Origin of the sequence: Chelativorans petroleitrophicus (assembly GCF_025398195.1) — a bacterium.
Lineage (GTDB): Bacteria > Pseudomonadota > Alphaproteobacteria > Rhizobiales > Rhizobiaceae > Chelativorans > Chelativorans petroleitrophicus.
The window spans coordinates 148,158-168,181 of sequence record NZ_JAODNV010000013.1 but is presented as its reverse complement, the minus strand read 5'-3'; the positions used below and the strand labels follow the sequence as shown (position 1 = coordinate 168,181).

At 64.6% G+C, this 20,024-nt stretch carries 22 protein-coding genes, 1 tRNA gene and 1 riboswitch; of the genes, 15 read left to right on the top strand and 8 right to left on the bottom strand.

Annotation, left to right across the window (positions count from 1 at the left end):
- The 7 genes from NYR54_RS13350 to NYR54_RS13320 all read left to right on the top strand — a co-directional run.
- Window positions 1-817, top strand: an 817-nt coding sequence (locus NYR54_RS13350) for a hypothetical protein (protein WP_261516177.1), incomplete at its 5' end; no start/stop codon positions are given.
- Complete coding sequence (locus NYR54_RS13345; RefSeq protein ID WP_261516176.1) at window positions 792-1,040, top strand: hypothetical protein; 249 nt, start codon at window positions 792-794, stop codon at window positions 1,038-1,040. The genes NYR54_RS13350 and NYR54_RS13345, both read left to right, overlap by 26 nt.
- 65 nt (window positions 1,041-1,105) lie before the next feature.
- Window positions 1,106-1,313, top strand: a riboswitch (cobalamin riboswitch).
- Window positions 1,314-1,437: 124 nt separating this feature from the next.
- Window positions 1,438-3,297: a TonB-dependent receptor plug domain-containing protein gene (locus NYR54_RS13340; RefSeq protein ID WP_261516175.1), complete on the top strand. Its 1,860-nt coding sequence runs from the start codon at window positions 1,438-1,440 to the stop codon at window positions 3,295-3,297.
- A gap of 254 nt (window positions 3,298-3,551) precedes the next feature.
- A complete protein-coding gene (locus tag NYR54_RS13335; RefSeq protein WP_261516174.1) occupies window positions 3,552-4,319 on the top strand; it encodes an ABC transporter substrate-binding protein in 768 nt (255 codons plus the stop codon).
- Window positions 4,316-5,305, top strand: coding sequence for a FecCD family ABC transporter permease (locus NYR54_RS13330; protein ID WP_261516173.1), 990 nt, complete (start codon window positions 4,316-4,318; stop codon window positions 5,303-5,305). The genes NYR54_RS13335 and NYR54_RS13330 overlap by 4 nt, the downstream gene beginning before the upstream one ends.
- On the top strand, window positions 5,305-6,090 hold the full coding sequence (locus NYR54_RS13325) for an ABC transporter ATP-binding protein (RefSeq protein WP_261516172.1): 786 nt from the start codon (window positions 5,305-5,307) through the stop codon (window positions 6,088-6,090). Before NYR54_RS13330 ends, NYR54_RS13325 begins: the two co-directional genes overlap by 1 nt.
- Window positions 6,087-7,481: an energy transducer TonB gene (locus tag NYR54_RS13320; protein WP_261516171.1), complete on the top strand. Its 1,395-nt coding sequence runs from the start codon at window positions 6,087-6,089 to the stop codon at window positions 7,479-7,481. Before NYR54_RS13325 ends, NYR54_RS13320 begins: the two co-directional genes overlap by 4 nt.
- Before the next feature lie 583 nt (window positions 7,482-8,064).
- Here NYR54_RS13320 and NYR54_RS13315 read toward each other — a convergent pair.
- Window positions 8,065-10,098 carry an OmpA family protein gene (locus tag NYR54_RS13315; RefSeq protein WP_261516170.1) on the bottom strand — a complete coding sequence of 678 codons (2,034 nt, stop codon included), beginning with the start codon at window positions 10,096-10,098 and terminating at the stop codon, window positions 8,065-8,067.
- 105 nt (window positions 10,099-10,203) lie between these two features.
- Between NYR54_RS13315 and NYR54_RS13310 the strand changes: the two genes are divergently transcribed.
- From NYR54_RS13310 to NYR54_RS13300, 3 genes are all read left to right on the top strand, one after another.
- Entirely contained in the window at window positions 10,204-10,647 is a 444-nt protein-coding gene (locus tag NYR54_RS13310; RefSeq protein ID WP_261516169.1) for a YcgN family cysteine cluster protein, read from the top strand.
- Window positions 10,644-11,060, top strand: a complete 417-nt coding sequence (locus tag NYR54_RS13305) for a nuclear transport factor 2 family protein (RefSeq protein ID WP_261516168.1) — start codon at window positions 10,644-10,646, stop codon at window positions 11,058-11,060. Before NYR54_RS13310 ends, NYR54_RS13305 begins: the two co-directional genes overlap by 4 nt.
- Window positions 11,061-11,161: 101 nt before the next feature.
- Window positions 11,162-11,524: a hypothetical protein gene (locus NYR54_RS13300; protein ID WP_261516167.1), complete on the top strand. Its 363-nt coding sequence runs from the start codon at window positions 11,162-11,164 to the stop codon at window positions 11,522-11,524.
- Window positions 11,525-11,641: 117 nt separating this feature from the next.
- Here the strand turns inward: NYR54_RS13300 and NYR54_RS13295 are convergent, their stop codons facing one another.
- Window positions 11,642-12,370: an SIMPL domain-containing protein gene (locus tag NYR54_RS13295; protein ID WP_261516166.1), complete on the bottom strand. Its 729-nt coding sequence runs from the start codon at window positions 12,368-12,370 to the stop codon at window positions 11,642-11,644.
- A gap of 111 nt (window positions 12,371-12,481) precedes the next feature.
- Here NYR54_RS13295 and NYR54_RS13290 point away from each other — a divergent pair.
- A tRNA-Ile gene (locus tag NYR54_RS13290) sits at window positions 12,482-12,558 on the top strand.
- 169 nt (window positions 12,559-12,727) lie between these two features.
- Here the strand turns inward: NYR54_RS13290 and NYR54_RS13285 are convergent.
- Complete coding sequence (locus NYR54_RS13285; RefSeq protein ID WP_261516165.1) at window positions 12,728-13,426, bottom strand: IS6 family transposase; 699 nt, start codon at window positions 13,424-13,426, stop codon at window positions 12,728-12,730.
- 221 nt (window positions 13,427-13,647) lie between these two features.
- Between NYR54_RS13285 and NYR54_RS13280 the strand changes: the two genes are divergently transcribed.
- From NYR54_RS13280 to NYR54_RS13265, 4 genes are all read left to right on the top strand, one after another.
- A complete protein-coding gene (locus NYR54_RS13280; protein WP_261516164.1) occupies window positions 13,648-13,824 on the top strand; it encodes a hypothetical protein in 177 nt (58 codons plus the stop codon).
- Window positions 13,825-13,964: 140 nt separating this feature from the next.
- Complete coding sequence (locus NYR54_RS13275; RefSeq protein ID WP_261516163.1) at window positions 13,965-14,495, top strand: BA14K family protein; 531 nt, start codon at window positions 13,965-13,967, stop codon at window positions 14,493-14,495.
- A 173-nt stretch (window positions 14,496-14,668) separates the two neighbouring features.
- Window positions 14,669-14,917: a DUF982 domain-containing protein gene (locus NYR54_RS13270; RefSeq protein WP_261516162.1), complete on the top strand. Its 249-nt coding sequence runs from the start codon at window positions 14,669-14,671 to the stop codon at window positions 14,915-14,917.
- A gap of 390 nt (window positions 14,918-15,307) precedes the next feature.
- The gene (locus NYR54_RS13265; RefSeq protein ID WP_261516161.1) at window positions 15,308-15,556 is read left to right on the top strand and encodes a DUF982 domain-containing protein; all 249 of its coding nucleotides are present in this window, start codon (window positions 15,308-15,310) and stop codon (window positions 15,554-15,556) included.
- Between the two features lie 60 nt (window positions 15,557-15,616).
- Here NYR54_RS13265 and NYR54_RS13260 read toward each other — a convergent pair whose 3' ends face one another.
- From NYR54_RS13260 to pyrC, 5 genes are all read right to left on the bottom strand, one after another.
- Entirely contained in the window at window positions 15,617-16,762 is a 1,146-nt protein-coding gene (locus tag NYR54_RS13260; RefSeq protein WP_261516160.1) for a GNAT family N-acetyltransferase, read from the bottom strand.
- The gene (locus NYR54_RS13255; protein WP_261516159.1) at window positions 16,759-17,529 is read right to left on the bottom strand and encodes a polysaccharide deacetylase family protein; all 771 of its coding nucleotides are present in this window, start codon (window positions 17,527-17,529) and stop codon (window positions 16,759-16,761) included. The genes NYR54_RS13260 and NYR54_RS13255 overlap by 4 nt, the downstream gene beginning before the upstream one ends.
- A 210-nt stretch (window positions 17,530-17,739) precedes the next feature.
- Entirely contained in the window at window positions 17,740-17,964 is a 225-nt protein-coding gene (locus tag NYR54_RS13250; RefSeq protein ID WP_261516158.1) for a DUF378 domain-containing protein, read from the bottom strand.
- Between the two features lie 116 nt (window positions 17,965-18,080).
- Complete coding sequence (locus NYR54_RS13245) at window positions 18,081-18,779, bottom strand: orotate phosphoribosyltransferase (RefSeq protein ID WP_261516157.1); 699 nt, start codon at window positions 18,777-18,779, stop codon at window positions 18,081-18,083.
- 161 nt (window positions 18,780-18,940) lie between these two features.
- A complete protein-coding gene (gene pyrC / locus NYR54_RS13240) occupies window positions 18,941-19,981 on the bottom strand; it encodes a dihydroorotase (protein WP_261516188.1) in 1,041 nt (346 codons plus the stop codon).
- Window positions 19,982-20,024: the final 43 nt, after the last annotated feature.

The following is a 20,024-nucleotide window of genomic DNA, read 5'->3' as shown; positions in this document are numbered from 1 at the left end:
CGCTTGTTTGCCATTGTGGTCCTCCTTCATGGTCAAAACCATACTTCAAGGTGGACCCGTTCAATGGGGGTGGATCATCCGGAAATGGGTAGAAGGCGAAAAACGTGAGAAATACGATTATACGAATATTGAAGCCGCTTTTGATATCCTGATTCCTTTCTTCGAGACACTGAAACACGTAGGCGTCGATCCGGCTTACAAGGTGAAGCTTGAGGATCTCGCGTGGGATTTCCTCAATCTCGGCCTCATGACCGCGTCTTTCTGGGGAGGCAAGATGCTCAGCGCTGCGAGAAAAGCAGCAAAGGGAAGCTCTGTCGTACGCATAATGCTCAAAGGCAAGAATGTCGGCAGATACCTTTTTAAGAACGGCCACGAGCTCAACAATCTCGTGATGCCGTCCCGGACCGCAAGACGGCTGGCTCTGGCGCCCGTCCGGACGGGCGGCGCGGCGGCGGGAAAGGCGCTCATTCAGTCCCTTGCCCGCTCGGACGATCTGCTTGCCGCAGCCGTCAAATCCGACGATGTGCTCGATGCCATCTACAAGCACCTTGCCAAGACCTGGTGGGGCGGCAAACAGACGCCGCAGGCCATCAAAGCCGAGATCGACGCCGGGGCCGCGGAACAGATCCCGGCCGTGCTTTACCGGGGGGCAGCGGGGCACCGAGATCGTCAGTTCATGGGGGACCGTCGGAAAGGACAGGCTCGACGATTATCTGGCCGCCATCATCAAGCATTCCGGCCGAGCCGGAGGAAGCGCGGGCGAAACCTTCTCTCTGACGGCGGACAAATCCGTGGCGCTGCGCTTTATCAGGCATAAAAATCAAGGGAAGGTGCTGGCCATCGCTACCAAGAATGACCCTGAAAACTTCCGCACGATCGAAAATATCCTGAAATATGAAGGCCCCCGTCTGGTGAAGGAGAAGAAGATCACGAGCGGAACGCTCGCTTCCGCAATCCGCTACGCGCTGGAAGAAAACGAGAAGGAAATCTTCTATCTTGGAGGAAGCATCCCATCGAACTGGATCGAGGTAGCGGTTTGAACCCGGGTGGGACGGCCAGCGGTCCTGCGGCAACGAATGATTGACGCTCCTCAGCCGTGTTGGTACATCCTCGCCATGCTTGAGGTGCCTCGCCGGTCTGTCCGCCGGGGTTAAAAGGGAATACGGAAGGGCGGCCTCCGCCCCAACCGTAGCTGCTCCCGCAACTGTGAGCGCGGAGGCTTTCCTGAACGCCACTGGGCCGTAAAGAGCCTGGGAAGGTGGGAAAGCCGAGGAAGCGCGAGCCAGGAAACCTGCCTCGAGACGTCACCGTCCGGATGCGGGAAGCTTCCGGGGCTGTGGTTTTCGCAGTGGTGACGGAATTGGTCATCGCTGGCGGAGACCGGGCCGGACACGGCCGTCCCCTCCAGCATTTTGGGGTTTCGCGGAGGGGATAACCATGGCCGCACCGTATCGATATATCATCGGCGCTTCAGCGCTTTCCATTCTTGCCTCAACCGCCGCGACGGGCGCTCAAGACCTCGATCTCGGCGAGATTGTCGTGACACCCAACCGCGTGCCGACGGAGCTTTCCAAGACAGGCTCGTCGGTCAGCATCATCGATGCGCAGGAGATCGAGCGGCAATCGCTGCCACTGGTGAGCGACTATCTCACCATGGTGCCTGGAATAAACGTTGCCAGTCAGGGCGGTGCAGGCAAACTCACCACCTTCATGATGCGCGGTGTGCCAGGAGAATATACCAAGACGCTGATTAACGGTATCGATGTCTCGGAAGTCAGCGGAACCAAGATACAAGCACCCTATGGCCAATTCCTCGCCGGCATCGTCCAGCGAATGGAGGTGCTGAAAGGCTCCCAGAGCACGCTTTACGGCTCGGACGCCATCGCCGGCGTGGTTGATTTAACGACGCTGGGTACCGTCGAGCCGGGACTACGCCACCGGATACATACGGAAGGCGGTTCTAATGGAACATTCTTCGGCAGCTATGCGCTGGAAGGAGGTTTTGACCGAGGCGAATTCGGCCTATCCCTTGCGGGTTTCAGAACGGACGGGTTTTCAGCCGCCGCCGTGGGAACAGAAGATGATGGGTTTGAGAACGTTACCGCGACATTCACCGGCGAATACGAGATCACACCAGGCGTTACTATCTTTGGCAGCGGCATTCATCTCGATAGCCAGGCCGAGTTCGATGACTTCCCACCGCCGGACTTTCTGCTTGATGATAGCAACGCCTTCTCCGATTTCCGCCTGTCAGCGGGCCGTATCGGCACAGAATTCGCCTTGTTCGACGGGCGGCTCGTCAATACGGTTTCTGCCCAGCTCGGCAGAAGCCTGCGCGAAAGTGTAAGCGGGAGCGGTGACCTTGATACCTTTGAAGGACGGCGCGCCAAGCTCGATTATCTAGGCTCATTTGAACTCTCGCCCGACCTGACGCTCAACTTCGGTGCCGACTGGGAACGCCAGAAGGCTGATACATCTTCTGGTGTAGACGCATCCATCACCATGGGCGGAGGATGGATCGAGGCGATCTATTCGCCCGTCGAGCATTTGACATTGACTGCCGGCTTACGTCATGACGAGCACAGTTCATTCGGTGGCCATACCGTCTGGAGGATTACCGGATCATACGATTTTGCCGATACCGGCACGCGCATCCATTCCTCAGTCGGAACCGGCTACCGCGCGCCGAGTCTTTACGAGCTCTACGCTCCCACTTCCGGAAACGACACGTTGCAGCCCGAGACCAGCCTGGGCTTCGATATCGGCGTCGAACAGCGTTTCCTGGGCGGGCGGCTCGTCACCGATGCCGCGTTCTTCATGCTCGACATCGACGATTTCATAGGTTTCGATTCTAGCCCGCCGTTTCAGAGCATTCAAACCGATGGAACCGTCCGTACGCGCGGTGTCGAGTTGTCCCTGGCGTACGCCGCCACAAGCTGGTTCGATCTCAAAGGTGCGTACACCTACACCAAGTCAACCCAGCCGGACGGCACGCGTCAGGTGCGTGTACCCCGGCATGACATCGGTCTTTCGGCAGTCGTACGGCCAGCTGAAAAATGGGAGCTGTCGGCCACCGCTCGGATAGCGCTCGACACGGTCGATTTTGAGGGCGCGGATAAGACGCCTCTCGACGACTACCTCCTGCTCAACGCGAAGATCGCCTATCATCCCAATGAGAACACGGAACTCTATCTGCGCGCGGAAAACCTGCTCGACCAAGATTACCAGACCGTGCGCGGCTATAGCACGCCGGGCTTCTCGGTTTTTGCGGGACTAAGGGCTACATTCGGACCATGAGACGAAAGCGCCCTCCGCGCCGGCCTCGCGGCCGGCCATTCCTCGCCCCCGCTTGCGGGGGAGAGGTGGCTCGCGCAGAGAGCGAGACAGTGAGGGGGGCTTGCATGCCATCCGGCACGGTGCCCCGTCAGGAGAGGATTCCAAAGAACCCGCCTCTGAAGCGGCTCCGAAAATCAGGAAGAATCCTTTGCCCAGTCGCTTTCTCAGCGCTGCTTTTCGCCGCTTTCGCCCATGCCGCCTCCCCAGCCCGCGTCATGTCGCTCAATCTGTGCACGGATCAGCTTGCCATGGCGCTTGCCGCCCCCGGCCAGCTTATCTCCGTCTCCTTCCTCGCGCGCGATCCCGGCCTTTCGCCCATGCACGAGGAGGCGCGCGCCTATCCGGTCAATCGCGGCCTTGCGGAGGAGGTCTTCCTTGCTCGGCCGGATCTCGTGGTCACCGGCACCTACTCGCTGCACAACACCACCGGCCTCCTGAAGCGCCTCGGCTTCCGCGTCGAGGAGTTCGGCTTCGTCCAGACGGTGGGCACAATCCCCGGTGAAATACGCCGCATGGGCGCACTGCTCGGCCGCGAACGGCAGGCCGAAGCCATTGCTGACCGCTTCGAGACGGAGCTTGCCCGCATCGAGGCGGAGCAATGCGATGTCCGCCCGATGGCGCTTGCCTATGACCAGAACGGCGTGGCGCTCGGCGCCGGCACGCTGGCCGATTCCGTGCTCGCGGCTGCGGGCTTCCGCAACATGGCCGCCGAAGAAGGCCTTCAGGGCATGGCCCCCTTCCCGGTCGAATCCGTCGTCTCAGGCAGGCCCGACGTCATCATCACCTCTTCGGGCGACGGGGAAGCCCCGTCGCTCGGCGCGTTCGTGCCGCGCCACCCGGCCATCCTCGCGCTAAAAGGCGCGCGCATCGGGGCGTTCGTGCCGCCGGGCGCCTGGTCCTGCGGCGGCCCGGCCGTGATTGATGCCGTCAAGGCGCTCGCCAGGCTGCGCCAGGAGATCGCTCCCTGCGAAGTCGCGCGATGAAGCCGCTTGTCCTCAACACCCTGCTCGCCCTTCTGGCGTTGGCCCTTTTCCTCGCCTCGCTCGGGGTCGGCCCAGCCGAGCTCGGCCTTTCGGAGAGCCTCGCCGGCCTCTTTGCCGGTGGGAGCGAGGCTGCAGAGATCATCATGCGGGAAATCCGCCTGCCGCGCGCGCTTCTCGGGCTTGCCATCGGCTTCACGCTCGGCATTTCCGGCGCCGTGCTGCAGGGCTTCCTGCGTAATCCGCTGGCCGAACCCGGCATTGTCGGCGTCTCGGCCATGGCCGCCTTCTGCGCCGTCGCCGTTTTCTATTCCGGCCTTGCCGGAAGCTCGCTCTACGCGCTTCCTGCCGGGGCGCTCGTGGGCGCGCTCGCAGCCGTGCTCATTCTGATGGCGCTTGCCGCCCGCAGCGGCTCCACGCTGACGCTAATCCTTGCGGGCGTTGCCCTTTCCAGCCTGTCAGGCGCCCTCACCTCGCTGGTGCTCAACCTTTCGCCCAACCCCTTCGCCAGCTACGAGATCATCTTCTGGCTGCTCGGCTCGCTCAAAGACCGGTCGATGGAGCATGTGGTCCTCGCCCTGCCGCTGATGGCGGCGGGCTGGCTGCTGATCGCCCTGTCGGGGCGCGCCATCGACGCCCTATCGCTCGGCGAGGAGGCGGCGCAGAGTCTCGGCATCCACATGGCGCGCACGCGCCTGCTCATCATCGCCGGAGTCGCCCTGTGCGTAGGCGCCGCCACGGCGGTCGCCGGCACGATCGGCTTCGTCGGGCTCGTCGTGCCGCATCTCATCCGGCCGCTCACGAACCGCATGCCCAGCGTTCTTCTCCTGCCCGCCGGCCTCGGCGGCGCGGGCCTGCTTCTTGCCGCCGACATTGCAGCGCGCCTCGTCCTTCCCGCGGGCGAGCTCAATGTAGGCGTGCTGACGGCGCTCATCGGCGCGCCCTTTTTCCTGTGGCTCGTCGTGCGCAGCCGGCGGGAGGCGTTCTGATGCGGCTCGACGTGCAAGATCTGCGGGTTTCGCTCTCCGGCCGTCCGATCCTGCACGGCATCTCCCTCGCGCTGAACCCGGGTGAGGTGGTCGGCCTCCTCGGCCCCAACGGCGCCGGCAAATCGACCCTGATGCGCGCGCTCGCCGGGCAGGTGGCGGCCACGGGGACCATGCGTCTCGATGACACGGACATCGCCGCGCTCTCGCCGGCCGCCCGCGCGCGGCTCATCGCCTATCTGCCGCAGACCCGCATCATCGGCTGGCGGCTTTCGGTGCGCGACCTGGTGGGCCTCGGCCGCCTGCCCTGGCGCGGCTACGGCCTGCGTCCCAGCGCCGAGGACGAGGAGATCATCGCCTCCGCCCTCGCCCTCATGGATGTCGCCTATCTCGCCGACCGCCCGGCGACAGAGCTTTCCGGCGGCGAGCAGGCGCGGGTGCTGGCCGCCCGTGCGGTGGCTCAGGCCACCCCTCTTCTGCTCGCTGACGAGCCCGCCTCCGGACTCGATCCAGCGCATCAGATCATGATGATGCGCGCCCTGCGCCGCCTCGCGGCGGAGGGACGATCGGTCCTCGTCTCCCTGCACGACCTCACCCTGGCCGCCCGCTGGTGCGACCGCGTGGTGATGCTGAAGCAGGGCCTGCTTGCGGCGGAAGGCCTGCCCGAAGCGGTCATGACCCCGCAGGGTCTGGCCGAGGTCTATGGCATAGCCGCCCATTTCACCCGGGATGAAGGCGGGCTCATCTTGGCACCCACGGGGCTTACGGACGGCGAGGCCGGATCATGATCCCCTGGCCCGAAACCGCGCATGGGCGGGCCGTCGCGGAGCCTGAGCCGGTGGAGGCGCCCTCGCCCGGAACGCCAGACGCGTCCGACCCTTCCGTCGAGATCGACACGCGCCCGCCCGAGACAGACGCGGCCCCTGCCCTCCCGCCAATGCCTCCCAAGCGTGCCGTTCCGCAGGGCAAGGCGCGCATCGCGCCCCTCAGCCTTGCCGGCGCGCTTGTCTTTTCGGCAGCGGTGCACGCGGCGGTGATCGCCCTTCTCAGCGACCATATCACCCGCCCGGGCGTGGAAGCCCTGACCGATCCCATCAGCGTCGAAATCGTTCTGGAGGAGCCGGCAGCCCCCGTCGCAGGCAGCGCCGGCACGGCGCTTGCCAGGGCGGCGAAACTGCAGCTCGAGGCCGCTACCGCCGAAAAAGCGGAGCCTGAGCCTGCGCAGAAAGCTGAGGAGGAAAAAGCGCAGAACGCCGACGAGCCACTGGAAGTCGCAAAGGAAGCAGAAGCCTCCAGAACGGCACCACGCGAGCAGCCGCTGGAGGAAACGGCGACCGCTGCCGTCGAAGAACCACTACCGGCGAACGAGGAAGCGCTACCGGCAGAAGAAGCAACGCCCCCTGTCGAACCTTCCTCCCCGGCTAACATGGAGGAGACAGAGGAAACGCCCCTGGCAGAGTCCACCGTGGAGCCGGCCAATTCGGGCCCGGCAGAAAAATCGCCAGCCAACCTTTCCCAGGAAACGGAGACGGCGACGCCCAAAACGCCGGAGGCTCCCCCTGCCGAACCCGCTGTAGCGAAGGAGGCGGCGGAACCCGCGACACCGGAAGAACGGCATGAACCGGAACAGGCCGAACCGGAAGAGCAACCTGAGGCGGTCGCTTCGGTCATCCTGCCGCAGGAAAACATCCCGATCCCCACGCCCCGGCCGCAGCCGCCGCGGGCAAAGCGCGCCGAAACCAAACAGGAACCGCAGAACCGCCCCGCACGCGTGGCTCCCGCCACGCCGCGGCAAACCGCGAGGGCGCAGGAAACGCCTCCCGCTGCGAAAGAATCTCCCGCCCGCCAAAGCGCCGCCTCTTCGGCCGCGCGCCAAGGCGGGGCGACCGCGGGCGAGAAGGCGGCCTATGCGCGCAGGCTCATCGCGCATGTGGAGCGCCACAAGCGCTATCCGCGCGATGCGGCTCGCCAGGGAATCGCGGGCACCGCGGGCCTCGCCATCACCATCGACCGGCAGGGCCGGCTCGCGGGCGCCAGCCTTGCCAAGCGTTCAGGCCACGCGATCCTCGATGAGGAGGCGCTGGCCGTGGCGCGGCGTGCAGCCCCCTACCCGCGCCCGCCCGAAGGGGTGGGCGGAGCAACCGTCACCTTCTCCGTCACGCTGCGCTTCAGCCCCTGAAACGCCGTTGCCCAAAGGACGCTTCGCCGCCTCAAAGGACCGCTCCCCATCCTCCCGGCCTTGAATGACGGCCCGCCGCGATCAATATGCCGTGGATGTCAGTTTCCTCACAGGCCGTGAGCCGAACCCTTTCGTCGCCGCGAGTGCCCTCCCGGCGCATCGGCCATGCCCTTCTTGCATGCGCGGCCTGCCTTGCCCTCCTTCTTGAAGCTTCGCCCGCCTTCGCCCAGCCGCGGGAGCGTCACAGGACCATACCGCCACGCTGTCCGGTCGGCTCGGTCCTTATCGATGGGCGTTGCGTGACGCCTCGCATCAGCCCCATGTGCCCTCCGGGCACCGTCGGCCGTTATCCCGTCTGCCGGCCCGCTGTGCGCTCCGCCTGTCCGCCGGGCACTGCCGGGGTTTACCCGAACTGCCGGCCGAGCCTGGAGCCGCCGCCCGGCACCCCGCGCTATTATGAACGGCTGGAAATCGCGCCGAGGATCTACCGCCCCGGCACCTGAACAATATGAAGGCCCGGCCGGCGGAGGGACTCCGGCCGGGCCTTTCCGCGCGCCATGAGTGAGGCGCGCGGGCCGTCCCGTTATCGGCTTGCCACCGGGGCCACCAGCGGCGTGATGCGGCGCACCGCCACGCGCCGGTTTTCGCGCTCCGGCTCCTGCGTATCCACCTTCAGATACTGCTCGCCATAGCCCTGCGTGGCGAGGTTTTCCGGCGGAATGTCGAAAACCTCCGTCAGCGCGCGGGCCACCGCGTCCGCCCTGCGGTCCGACAGAGCCAGATTGGCCATTTCGGAGCCCACCGCGTCGGTGTGCCCCTCGATGAGGAAGGTTTCGGCTGGATTCTCCTCGAGCATCTCCGCCATCGCCTGGGCTAGTGCCTCGAGGTCCGCGATCTCACTCTCGTCTATGCGTGCGGAGCCGAACTCGAACTCGATCGTATCAAGATCGACGCGCGGCATGATATCGCGCAGGCGGACCGAGTATCGCACCTCCTCCAGCGAGTAGAGGCGACGCACCGGCTCCACCGGCGGCTGGGAGAGGAACTCGTAATAGCGGTCCGGCTCCTCCACCACCTCGGCCTCCAGTATGTACTCGCTTTCCGGCACGGTGAGCCGCAGGGGCGGCAGTTCGCGCGCCGGGTCCTCGAACCGCAGAACGGAATCGAACCGCTGCTCGGGCACATAGACCAGCACATATTCGCTGCCGTCCGGCGTCACGCGCACGCGGCGGATCACGTCGCCGTAGCGGTTGCGCACGGTGATGACGCGCGTCCCGTCCCCCCGCTCGATCACCTCGCGCACGCGGCCGTTCCCAAGCTCCTCATACCAGACGGTATCGCTCCGCCCGACGATACGCTCGTAGTCGGGGCTCTCGACATAGATGTTGTTGTTGTACTCGATAATCGTCCGGTTATCCTGGAACTCGCGGATGACGCGGGCATCCTCACGCGGGCGGAAGATCTCGCGCCGCCGTACCTGCCTGTCTTCCGGAGTCTGGCCAAGCTCGATGCGCTGGCCCTCCTCCTGCAGGAGCTCGCGGATTTCCTCCCGCACCTGTTCGGGATTGACAGCATCCTGCTGCGCTTCCGCGTCCGTTTCGGGCACCACGCCTTCCCCGGCCGGCTGCTCCGTCTCGGGCACCTGCGCTTCGGCAGGCGCGCCCTCGTCCAGCGGCTCTTCCGCCGCGCCGTCGGGCGTTGCAGGCAGCGGCTGCGCGCCGTCATCCGCCGGCTGGCCGGCATCCGGAACGGGTTCGGCAGGCTGCGCCTCGGCAGGCTCATCGCCGGGGGCTTCCTCGGCAGGTTCTTCCGTCAGGGGCGGCGCTTCTTCCGCCGGTGCGGCTTCGGCAGGCGCTTCTTCGGCGGGCGCTTCTTCAGCAGGAGCCTCATCGGAAGGCATCTCTTCCGCCGGGGCCGCATCCGTGGGTGCTACCTCGGCAGGCGGTTCCTCGGTTGGAGCCTCATCCACCGGCGTCTCTTCGGCAGGCGTCTCCTCAGGCAAGGCTTCCTCTTCGCCCGCAACGCATTCACCGGCGGCTGACATTTCCGTACCTGGCGGGCAATCGGTCGCCGCCGGGGCCTCGCCTTCTGCCGGGTCCTCCGCTTGCGGAGCGGCGGGCGTCTCGGGCGTAGCCTCTGCCGGCGCCTCCTCTACGGGTGCTTCCTCTGCGGGCGCCTCGGGCGCGGCTTCCGGAGCCTCCTCGGCCGGTGCTTCCTCCATCGGAGCCTCGGGTTCGGCAGGTGCCGCTTCCGGAGCCGCCTCCGGCTCTACCGGCTCGGCCTGCGGTTCAGCCGGCTGCGGCGCAGCCTCCGGCGCGCTCTCGGCCTCAGGCTCTGCCGGAGCAGGCTGCGCTTGCGCGGGCGCATCCTCGAGAAGAACGCAACCGCCGTCCTGAGGCGCGGAGCCGGGCGGGCAGTCCGCGCCTGGCTGGCCTTCACCCGGCTGCCCTTCCGGTGCGGTCTCGCCCGGCGCCTCGGCCTGCGCCAGCATCAGAGCTATTTCGCGTTCCGGCACTGGAGCGAAGACATCGGCTCTGTCGCCCGCCCCGGCGGGCAACGGCGCTGCCATCAGGAGGCACAGGGCGCTTCCGGCAAGAAACTGATTCGATCTGCTCATCTCGTGGCTCACTTTTGGCATCCCTTCGGGCACACTAATCGGCCAGCCCCCGCTTGGTTCCCCTTCCCGCTTGACCCGGCCGCCCTGCCGCGCCACATCCGGGCAATGGAACCCTTCTGGAAAAACAAGCCGCTGGCCGCCATGAGCGAGGCGGAATGGGAATCGCTCTGCGACGGCTGCGGCAAGTGCTGCCTCGCCAAGCTCGAGGACGAGGACACGGGCGAAATCCACTGGACCAGTGTCGCCTGCCGCCTCTTTGACGCCGGCACTTGCCGCTGCAGCGATTATGGAAACCGCCTCGGCCGCGTGCCCGACTGCGTGCGGCTTACGCCCGAGAATGTGCCGCAGATTTCCTGGCTTCCGGCCACCTGCGCCTACCGCCTCCTGGCCGAAGGCAAGGACCTCTACTGGTGGCATCCGCTGGTCTCGGGGCGTCCCGAGACGGTTCACGAGGCGGGCATCTCCGTGCGCGGCCGCGTCAGCGCCCTTGAGAACGAGCTCAGCGAGCCCGAGGAGTATTTCGCCCACCTTCTGGAGGAAGAGCCATGAGCGAGGAGGAGGCCAGAAACCTGGTCACCCGGGCGCTTGCCGCCTTCAATGCGAACGATCACGAGGCGCTTCTTGCCTGCCTGTCCGAAGACGTTGCCTGCGACGTGCCTCAGATGAGACGCGAGATCGGCCGCGACAAGTTCCGCTGGCGCCTTGCCGCGCTGGCGCGCCATTTCCGGGTTCAGGCCGCCGATATCGCCGTCATGACCGCACCTGGCGGGGTGCGCGCGGCCGCCGAATTCACGCTGCGCGGCACCTATCAGGCAACCATCAAGGGCTGGCCCGCCGCAAACGGCCAGAGCGTACAGCTTCCGGCTGGAGTTTTCCTCGACATCGATGACGAGGGCCGCATCTCCCGCCTCACCCTCTGCTTCGATCCCGGCGCACTGCGGCGCGCGCTCGAAAACGGATAGGCTTCATGAACTTCCGGTGAACGATCGGTTCGCTCCCGGTTCAGATGCGCCGAGTCATAGTCCGGGCTGCATCGGATCACAAACCAACCGGGAGTATCGACATGTTCCGCAAGATCAGAATCGCAGCCCTTTCCGCTCTTCTGGGCCTGGGAGCGCTGAGCGCCGTTCCCGCGACGGCACAGGCCGACGGAATCTATTTCAGCTTCGGCAGCAACGGCACGAGCGCCGGCGTCCTCATCGGCGACCGCGACCGTTACCACCGTCCTCACCGGCCGCATCGGCCCGCCCAGGCCTGCACACCCGCCCTTGCGCTTGAGAAAGCGCTCCGCATGGGCCTGCGCCATCCCCGGGTCACGGCGACGAACCGCAACATCATCCGCGTCGCCGGACTCAAGCACCATCACCGGCGCGCGCATGTGGTGTTCTCCCGCGCGCCCCACTGCCCGGTGATCCGCTCGAGCTGAACCAGACCGGCCATAACCGTACGAAAACGCCGCCGGGATGTCCCGGCGGCGTTCTCTCCCCTGAAGCGCTCGTCCAGCTTGCGCTTCCCCACCCGGGCTGACTTGGCAGCCCGCATCCTATTTCTGGTCGATGGCGAAGGTGAAGCGCACCTCGACCTGATAGGTGTTCTCGCCCGCCTCCACAGGAACGGAGGCATCGGCCGCCGCTTCCATGCGCATCGCGCGCACGCCGAAGGGCATGGGCGGAGGCGTGCCCCGCGTATTCTCGGTGATTTCCAGCACGTCGCCCAACGCCACACCGGCCGTTTCCGTCAGGATACGGGCCTTGGCGAGCGCGTCCTCCACGGCCTTTCTGCGCGCCTCGTTCAGCGCCTCTTTCGGGTCGTCATTGGTGAAGACGATGTCGCCGCCCTGATTGACGCCCAGCGTGACCGAGCGGTCCAGGATCTCGCCCACCTTGCCCAGATCGCGCACGCGCACGGTAAGCCCGTTGGTGACCTGATAGCCGTCGATGCGCGGCCGCGACTCGCCATTCTTCCCGTCGGGATAGATATATTGCGGCGTGATCGAAAGCCCGCTGGTCTGAATGTCCCGCTCCGCCACGCCGGCCTCCTTGAGCGCGGCAATCACCCGCTCCATGGCCTCGTTGTTGGCGTCCATTGCCTCGCGCGCCGTATCGGCCTCGCGCAGCACGGAAAGCCGGATCACCGCCATGTCGGGAGCGAGGGTCGCTTCGCCCTCGCCGGTGACCATGATCTTCGGCCGCTCCGCGATCTCTTCCGCCTGGGCGGGCACAACCGCCGCCATGACAGCCATGAAAAGCAGAGGCACAAAGGGACGGGTCATTGCAATCTCCTCGAATCTGTTGAGGAGCAAGTGCATAATGGCCGAATATGAAGCGATTGCGGCGCGGGCCGTCTTGTGCCCGGGTGGAAAACCCACTAATTGAGCCGCACCGGGCCTGTAGCTCAATTGGTTAGAGCCGGCGGCTCATAACCGCTTGGTTGGGGGTTCGAGTCCCTCCGGGCCCACCATAAATGTTTAAAATTTGACGTGCCAAAGCAGCACTGCCGCAAAGCCACAATCTGCGCTGACGCATTTGGCATTAAAGAAACAGCATAAGTTGTTAAAAAGGCGACAAAAATGGGTTGTGTCGCAAATTTGGAGAAGAGACGCGAAAGGGCCAACCGCACGGTAGAGTGTTCAGGCGGCAAGCAACTCAAACTGCTCGGCAAGCGATGGCTGCGGATTGCGGGCATACTTCCCTTGCTGTTTGCGCATCATGTGAACCATCTCAATCCCGCCCAAAATCACGTGAGCACTCTTCATTGACTTGAACCCGAGCATCGGACGAATGCGCCTCTTGATAGCACGGTGATCCTGCTCAATCCGATTGTTGAGGTAGGCGCTTTGACGGATGCGAATGGGTTTCAGATCACGCCGTGTTCTATCCTGGAGCCGATCGGCAGTATCGCAGGACAGGATCGCCTCCTTGTTAGTCTGACTACCATCGATGACGATCCGTTCAGGACGGCCATGCCGTTTGAGCGCCTTACGCAGGAACCGCTTGGCAGCCGTGAGATTGCGCCGCTCACTGAACCAGAACTCGACCGTGTCGCCGTTGCTGTCGATCGCACGGTAGAGATACCGCCACTGCCCACGGACCTTGATATAGGTTTCATCAACATGCCATTTTCCGGAAACTGCTCGTTTGCGCCGATTGAACCGCTCCAGCAATTCGGGCGAGTACCGGATGACCCACCTGTGGATCGTAGCGTGATCGACAGAGATCCCCCGCTCCGCCATCATCTCCTCCAGATTCCGGAGGCTGAGATTGTAAGCCAGATACCACCGCACGCAGAGCAGGATCACGGATTTATCGAAATGCCTGCCCTTAAACACGCCACCCTCCGTCGCTGAACCGAGGCGGCATTAGCTGAAACTCTGAAACAAATTATTGCGACAGAGCCGTTTGAGTTGCTTGCCGCCTGAACACTCTACCGTGCGGTTGGCCCTTTCGCGTCTCTTCTCCAAATTTGCGACACAACCGCCATTATTGCTGGCCCGATTCCCCCGGTTCAGATTTTCGCTGGAGAGAGACAGGTAGAGGCGCATATTTACCGATGAACTGGCCTAGAACGCTTCTGATCATCGCAACCGCCACGCTTCTGACCGGCTGTCAGGTCTTCGGCATGGCGGGCGCCGTCCGCATCACCGGCGAAACCTTCGACGAGGCGGAATGCCTGGCGCGAGAATTCAAGGGCGAAGCGCCCTGCCTGCCGGAAGAGCCGCGGAAATGAAGCCAGCGTGTCGTGATGGCGGGCAAAGCCTCCTGCACCTCTCCAAAAGGCGTAGCGCCTGCGCCTGAAGTCGACTTCGGAACAAGCCCCTCCACTTATGGGTTAGTCTGCCGAAACGCCTGACGGCTTGGAGACCCATTATGAGAAAGAAATCCTCCCCCCTTCTGTGCTTCCCGCTGGCGCTAGCGTTGGCGGCTGGCAGCGTAGCCCCAGCGGCAGCCGGCCCTGTGGTGCCCCCGAAAGTGCCCGAAGCCTCCTCCACCGTGACACTCGTGCAGGACTATCGGCCGAGATGGCAGCGGGTGCGGCCCGGGTTCGAGGACCGGGACCGCTACTTTGACCGGAACAACCGCAATGAAGCCCGAAGAGACCGCTTTGATGCCCGGCGGGATCGCTTCGAGCGCCGCGGCGACGTCGTCTACTGGCGCGGGCACCGCGGGTTCCGCGCACCGCGCCCCGGCTATCGCGAATACAATGGCTGGTGGTTCCCGTCGGCGGCCTTTGCGCTCGGCGCCATCATCGGCGGCGCGATCGCCCAGCCGCCCGCCGCCGCGCCCCGCAACGCGCATGTGGAATGGTGCTATGCGCGCTACCGCTCCTACCGGGCTTCGGACAACACGTTCCAGCCCTATAACGGCCCGCGGCGCCCCTGCATATCGCCTTATGGCTAAGTCGGGACCCTCCGGGGCGGAGCCTTCGAACAAGGGGCCCCGGCCTTCTCAGCTCGGGTGCGGCGGCAACGACCGCACCCGCAGCGAACCGCTAGATCCAGACCCCAAGACGCCGCTTTCAGGAATATTTCCAACACCGTGAAACCCTAACGGACGGGCGACATTTACCCCGCATGCAGATCGGACCTTGGAAGAAGCCCGTCAGGATCTGGCTTGGCGGCACGCTCGGCGGAGCGGAATCGGTTGAGAACACGCTGAGGGCAACGGGGATACTGGTTCACCGATGGCCCTTCGTTCGCGGCCCCGAACATGCGCGCGCCTGCGACATGTGCTTCGACGTGCTGAGCGGAGAGGCAGACCCGGAAGACGCCCGCGCAGCCTTTGTCGAGGCGGCCGCCGAGGCCAGCATTCTGGTAGACTGACCATTCATCGAGGTCACCCTCCCTCGGGAGAGTCGCTTGCAATTCTCAATCAAATCATTGCCGGCAAGTTTCCTGGAAGAATCGGGGTACTTCTCGGACAGAAGCCGGATACGATCCGCAACATTCTGAATAGGATGGTCGTACGGGCCATCTCGTGGCGGACCTGTACCAAAACCTTTGCCGGATCGGAGATTTCGCCGACAGCCTTGATCCTGGAGGCCAAACATTGAAGAGGCTGGTGGATGGCCTGATGGCACAAATAAGAGATCACTTCCCGAACATCGGGGAGGAAGAAGAAACGGGATGACGATCAGGCGGCTCACCAGCTTTATGACAATCGGGACTCCATTCGTGAGCCAACCCTGCGCATCTCTCCCGCGTTGATCCTGCATGAAAGAAAAACGCTGGAGTGAAAAGGTTTCCGTCCAAGGCGAAGGAGATATTATCTTTGACATTGTCTCCGTTCGCCAGGCGGCGGAATTTCTCATTCTCCACTGGCCTGAAGCGCACAGCGGAAGCTGGAAACACGTGCATGCGCAGACGGCATGTCTCGACGTTCTAGAAGGCAAGCGCGATGCCGAAGACGCCCGGCGCGCTTTCCTCGAGGCGGCGGAGGAGGCCGGCATCCTCTCGAGCTAACGCGCCAGCGCCACTCAGCGCATGTCGGCCCGTGTCCGATGCTGGCGGAGCGTTCCGAAGTCAGGCCGGTTCCGCGGGAGTCCGCCGCAGCACGCCCTTCGCGCGCCAGGCAAGGAAGGCGGCTGCACCGATCGCGCTCCTCGGCACCATCCATTCGTAAAGCGGCAGGCAATCACCGCCGAAGCGCTTCTTGTAGGGCTCGTCCCCGATGGTGAAGTCGAAATAGCCCTCGCCCGCGGTCTCTTCGGCATGGCGTTCGAGCATGGCATCGAAAAGCAGCATCCCGGGCCTAAAGGTCTCCCATTCGCCCATGGCGAAGCTGGGCAGGATGGCCAGATACGCTCCGCGCCGCTTCAGCCCGAAGCAGGTGGCGACCGGCTCGCCGGCAACCTCTAGCGTCGTCACGCTGACGCCGAGCGTGCGCTTCGGACAGGTCGCGAGCCTGTAGTAAAATTCGTGCCACGCGGCCGGCATGTCGGCGCGCCCTATGGCCTCGAAGCGCGTCCGACGCATCGACATCAGCGTGTCGAGCGCGGGCCGCAGCGCCTCCGGCCGGTCTACCTCGCTAATCGAAACGGTCCCCTTCCCGGCGATCCTCCGCTTCTGCTTCCGGATGGTGGAGCGCAGCCGGCGCTGCATGATCTTTTCCGCCTGTTCCTGCCAGGGGCCGGACAGCCGGATGCCGTAGCAATTCGCCGGAAACCGCCAGTGCCGACGCACCAGAAGAGGGTTCGACACGCCTTCGATCTCGGCCGGCAGCTTCTGAAAATGCACCAGGTCGCAAGAGGGCAGCGCGCCGAGCAGCGCGCGGATCATGCCTTCGATTTCCCGCCGGCCTCGCGGCGCATCCCGCGCGATCACCGGCGCGGCATAGTCCGTCACGCCGAGATCGGCGAAGGAAATGACGCGCAAGCCTTTCTTTCGGTAAAGGCACAGCGGAAGGATCCACGCCGGGTCGCCTCCCTCCCTTGAGAAGACGGCGATCACCGGTTCTGCAAGGCCATGTGCAACGGCCGTTTCGTACCAGCACGAAGCCCAGTCATAGGTCTGAAACGGCGTGCAGTAGCCCTCCGCCTCAAGTCGGCGCCAGACCGCCTCCAGGGGGCGGTGGTCCCTGTAGACCGACGCCACCCAGGACTTGCCCGCCGCCTTTAGGCCCTCCCTGCCTTTGATCGCGGCAGTCTCAGAACCAGCCAGCGCATTCATGCCGCCACCCTTTCCGCGTCCGCGATTCCGCAGCCCAGCGCCTCGGTCACGGGCAGGACGGCAAGGCCGGCCTCACGCGCCAGCCGCAGCACACGGTCGAGCGTCTTCGGATGGCAGCTGAAGGGATGGAACCGCTCTTCCACCCCATGCGCGAGGGCGACGATCCAAGCCTTTTCCCGCGCGGCCTTGGCGATCGTCGCTTCCCAGTCCACTTCCTGCGCGAAGCCCTGGTCGAGTGGCACGATCCTGATCTGCGTGAGATCGACCATCCCTCCATTCAGCCCCCAGAGCACGCTGCGGCAAGCGCGAAAACGGCGCGAGCAGATCCATTTCGCGCTGACCGACATGTCACCATAGGGATAGGCAAAGCTCTCGGCGCGGAAGTCGGCCCCGAGAATATCGGCAAGAAAACGGTCGTTGCGCGCGATCTGCCTCCGCAGTTCCCGTGAGGAAATCTGCAGAACGCTCACATGATCATAGAGATGCGAGCCGATCTCATGCCCGGCCGCGGCGATGGCTTCGACGTCCTCGCGGCGGTACTGCTCGCGCTCTTCAAAACAGCCGCCGCAAAGGCCTCCGTTGAGATAGTAGGTCGCGCGGGCGCCGTGCGCGCGAAGGATATCGCCGCCCACCGTCCAGGCCGTACGTGGTATGTCGTCGAAGCAGATGCTGATGCATCCCCTATCCATGCGCAGAGGGCGCCTGCGGATGGGAACGCGCTTGGCGATCCTCAGCCGCATCATTTCGGCTTTCGACAGTGATCTCACCTGTGCCCCCGGCAGGCTTCCCGCCGCCCCCATTCTCCGCGCAGCGGCGGCCGCAGTGCCCCTGACATAGGGGCATAGGTCTACCTGCTCTTAAAGAGCGAAACAACGCCGAGCGCCGGCGCGGCTTGTTTTAAGGTAAAGAAAAAGCGCCCACGCGGCGCTTTCCGGCGGACGGGACCGTCCGCCGGCGTCAGGTCGGTGTTCACTGGGTCAGTGGCGCTGGGCCAGCGCCTCGTCCTCGCTGAACGACTTGAACAGCGGCATCAGCTGCCAGAGGGCGGAGAGTCCGACCAGGATGTAGATGATGCGGGAGACCACCGACGTCTCGCCGCCGAAGATCGCCGCGACGAGATCGAACTGGAACAGCCCCACCAGCAGCCAGTTCAGGCCGCCGATCACGAGGAGAATGAGGGTGATGATGTTCATTGCACGCATTGGAGGCCCTCCTTGTCCACCAAAACGTGGGTTAACCCCGATGCGGCAAAAAGGTTCCATGCATGCGCGCGGCGCGTAAAGCCGGCGGCGGTATGAACCGGACTGCCCTGCGCCGTCTATCCGCGCGGCAGCTCGGCGATCCCGCCATGGGCGGCGGACCACTGAAGCGGCGCCTTGAGGAAGCTTTCCGCCTGGTCGAGCGCCTCCTTGCCGAAGCGGTTCTCCTTGCGGCAGGTCTCCAGAATGACCCACCAGGTGGTAAGATAATGAAGCCGCATGCCCGCCGCCTTCAGCCGGTCGGGCGTATCCCGGAAGATATCGTAGTAGAACACAGCGAACGTGTCCGTCACCTCCGCCCCGGCATTGCGGATCGCCTCGGCGAACTTGATCTTGCTGCCGCCGTCCGTCGTCAGGTCTTCCACCAGAAGCACCCGCGCGCCTTCTGCGAGATGGCCCTCGATCTGCGCGTTGCGGCCGAACCCCTTCGGCTTCTTGCGCACATAGACCATGGGCAGGCCGAGCCGGTCGGCGAGCCACGCGGCGAAGGGAATGCCTGCCGTTTCGCCGCCCGCCACCACGTCGAACTGCTCGAAGCCCGCCTCCCGCAGCACCACGGAAGCCGCGAAATCGATCACCGCCGAGCGGATGCGCGGATATGAAATCAGCTTGCGGCAGTCGATGTAGACCGGGCTCGCAAGACCCGAGGTGAAGGTAAAGGGCTCGTCGGCGCGGATATGCACCGCCTCGATCTCCAGCAGCATCCTGGCGACCGTCTCGGCGATCAGGCTCTTGTCGGGAAAGGTGTTGGCGAACATGGGCGGGCTCGGTCCTTCGGCATTATCTCCCTTGCGGAAGAGCAGGCGATTTCAAGATCTTGGCTGACGCGAAGCGGAAGCCAAGTGCTGGAAATCGCTGGTAAGGGGCAATCTCATTTGTTCCTGCGGGTTTCTAGCAAGCCAAAGCCCGCCCCAAAAGCCTAATCCTCCACTTTCCAGTGGATCGGGAACATCGGGTCGAACACGGTGACCGTTTCCGCCCCCACGGCGATTTTCCGCTCCATCTCCACCGGCTTGTCATGCCGCTTCAGCGTGATGCGCTCCTCATTGGGCGGCAGGCGGTAGAAGGCCGGCCCGTTGAGCGATACGAAGGCTTCCAGCCGGTCGAGCGCACCCTCTTCCTCGAAGACATGTGCCAGGCAGGCCAGCGTGTTCGGCGCATTGAAGATGCCGGCGCAGCCGCAGGCGCATTCCTTGAGCGGATCGAGATGCGGCGCGGAGTCGGTGCCAAGGAAGAAACGCCCCTCGCCCGACGTCGCTGCCCGGAGCAGCGCCAGCCGGTGGCTCTCGCGCTTGGCGACCGGCAGGCAGTAGTAATGCGGGCGGATGCCGCCCGCCAGGATCGCATTGCGGTTGATGATGAGATGGTGCGGCGTGATGGTGGCGCCGACATTCGGCCCCGCCTCCCGCACGAAATCGGTGCCCTCCTTGGTCGTCACGTGCTCCATGACGATGCGGAGCTCCGGCAGCCGCCGCCGCAGCGGCTCGAGCACCCGTTCGATGAACACCGCCTCGCGGTCGAAGATGTCGATCTCAGGGTCTGTCACCTCGCCGTGCACGCAGAGCGGCATGCCGATCGACGCCATGCGCTCGAGCACCGGATAGACGGCCTCGATGTTGCGCACGCCGCTCTGGGAATTGGTGGTCGCGCCCGCCGGGTAGAGTTTCACCGCCTTCACCACGCCGTCGCGGAATCCCGATTCCACATCAGCGGCTTGCGTCGTCTCCGTAAGGTAAAGGGTCATCAGCGGCTTGAACCCGCTCCCCTCCGGCAGGGCCGCCAGGATGCGCTCCCTATAGGCCGCCGCGTCGGCGCTCGTCACCACCGGGGGCACGAGGTTCGGCATGATGATGGCGCGGCCGAAATGCGCCGCCGTGTGGGGCAGAACGGCCTCAAGCACCGCGCCGTCGCGCAGGTGGAGATGCCAGTCGTCCGGCTTTCTGATGGTGAGCGTCTTCATGTCGGGCTGACAGATAGCCGGATTTCCCCCGCGCGCAAGGAGA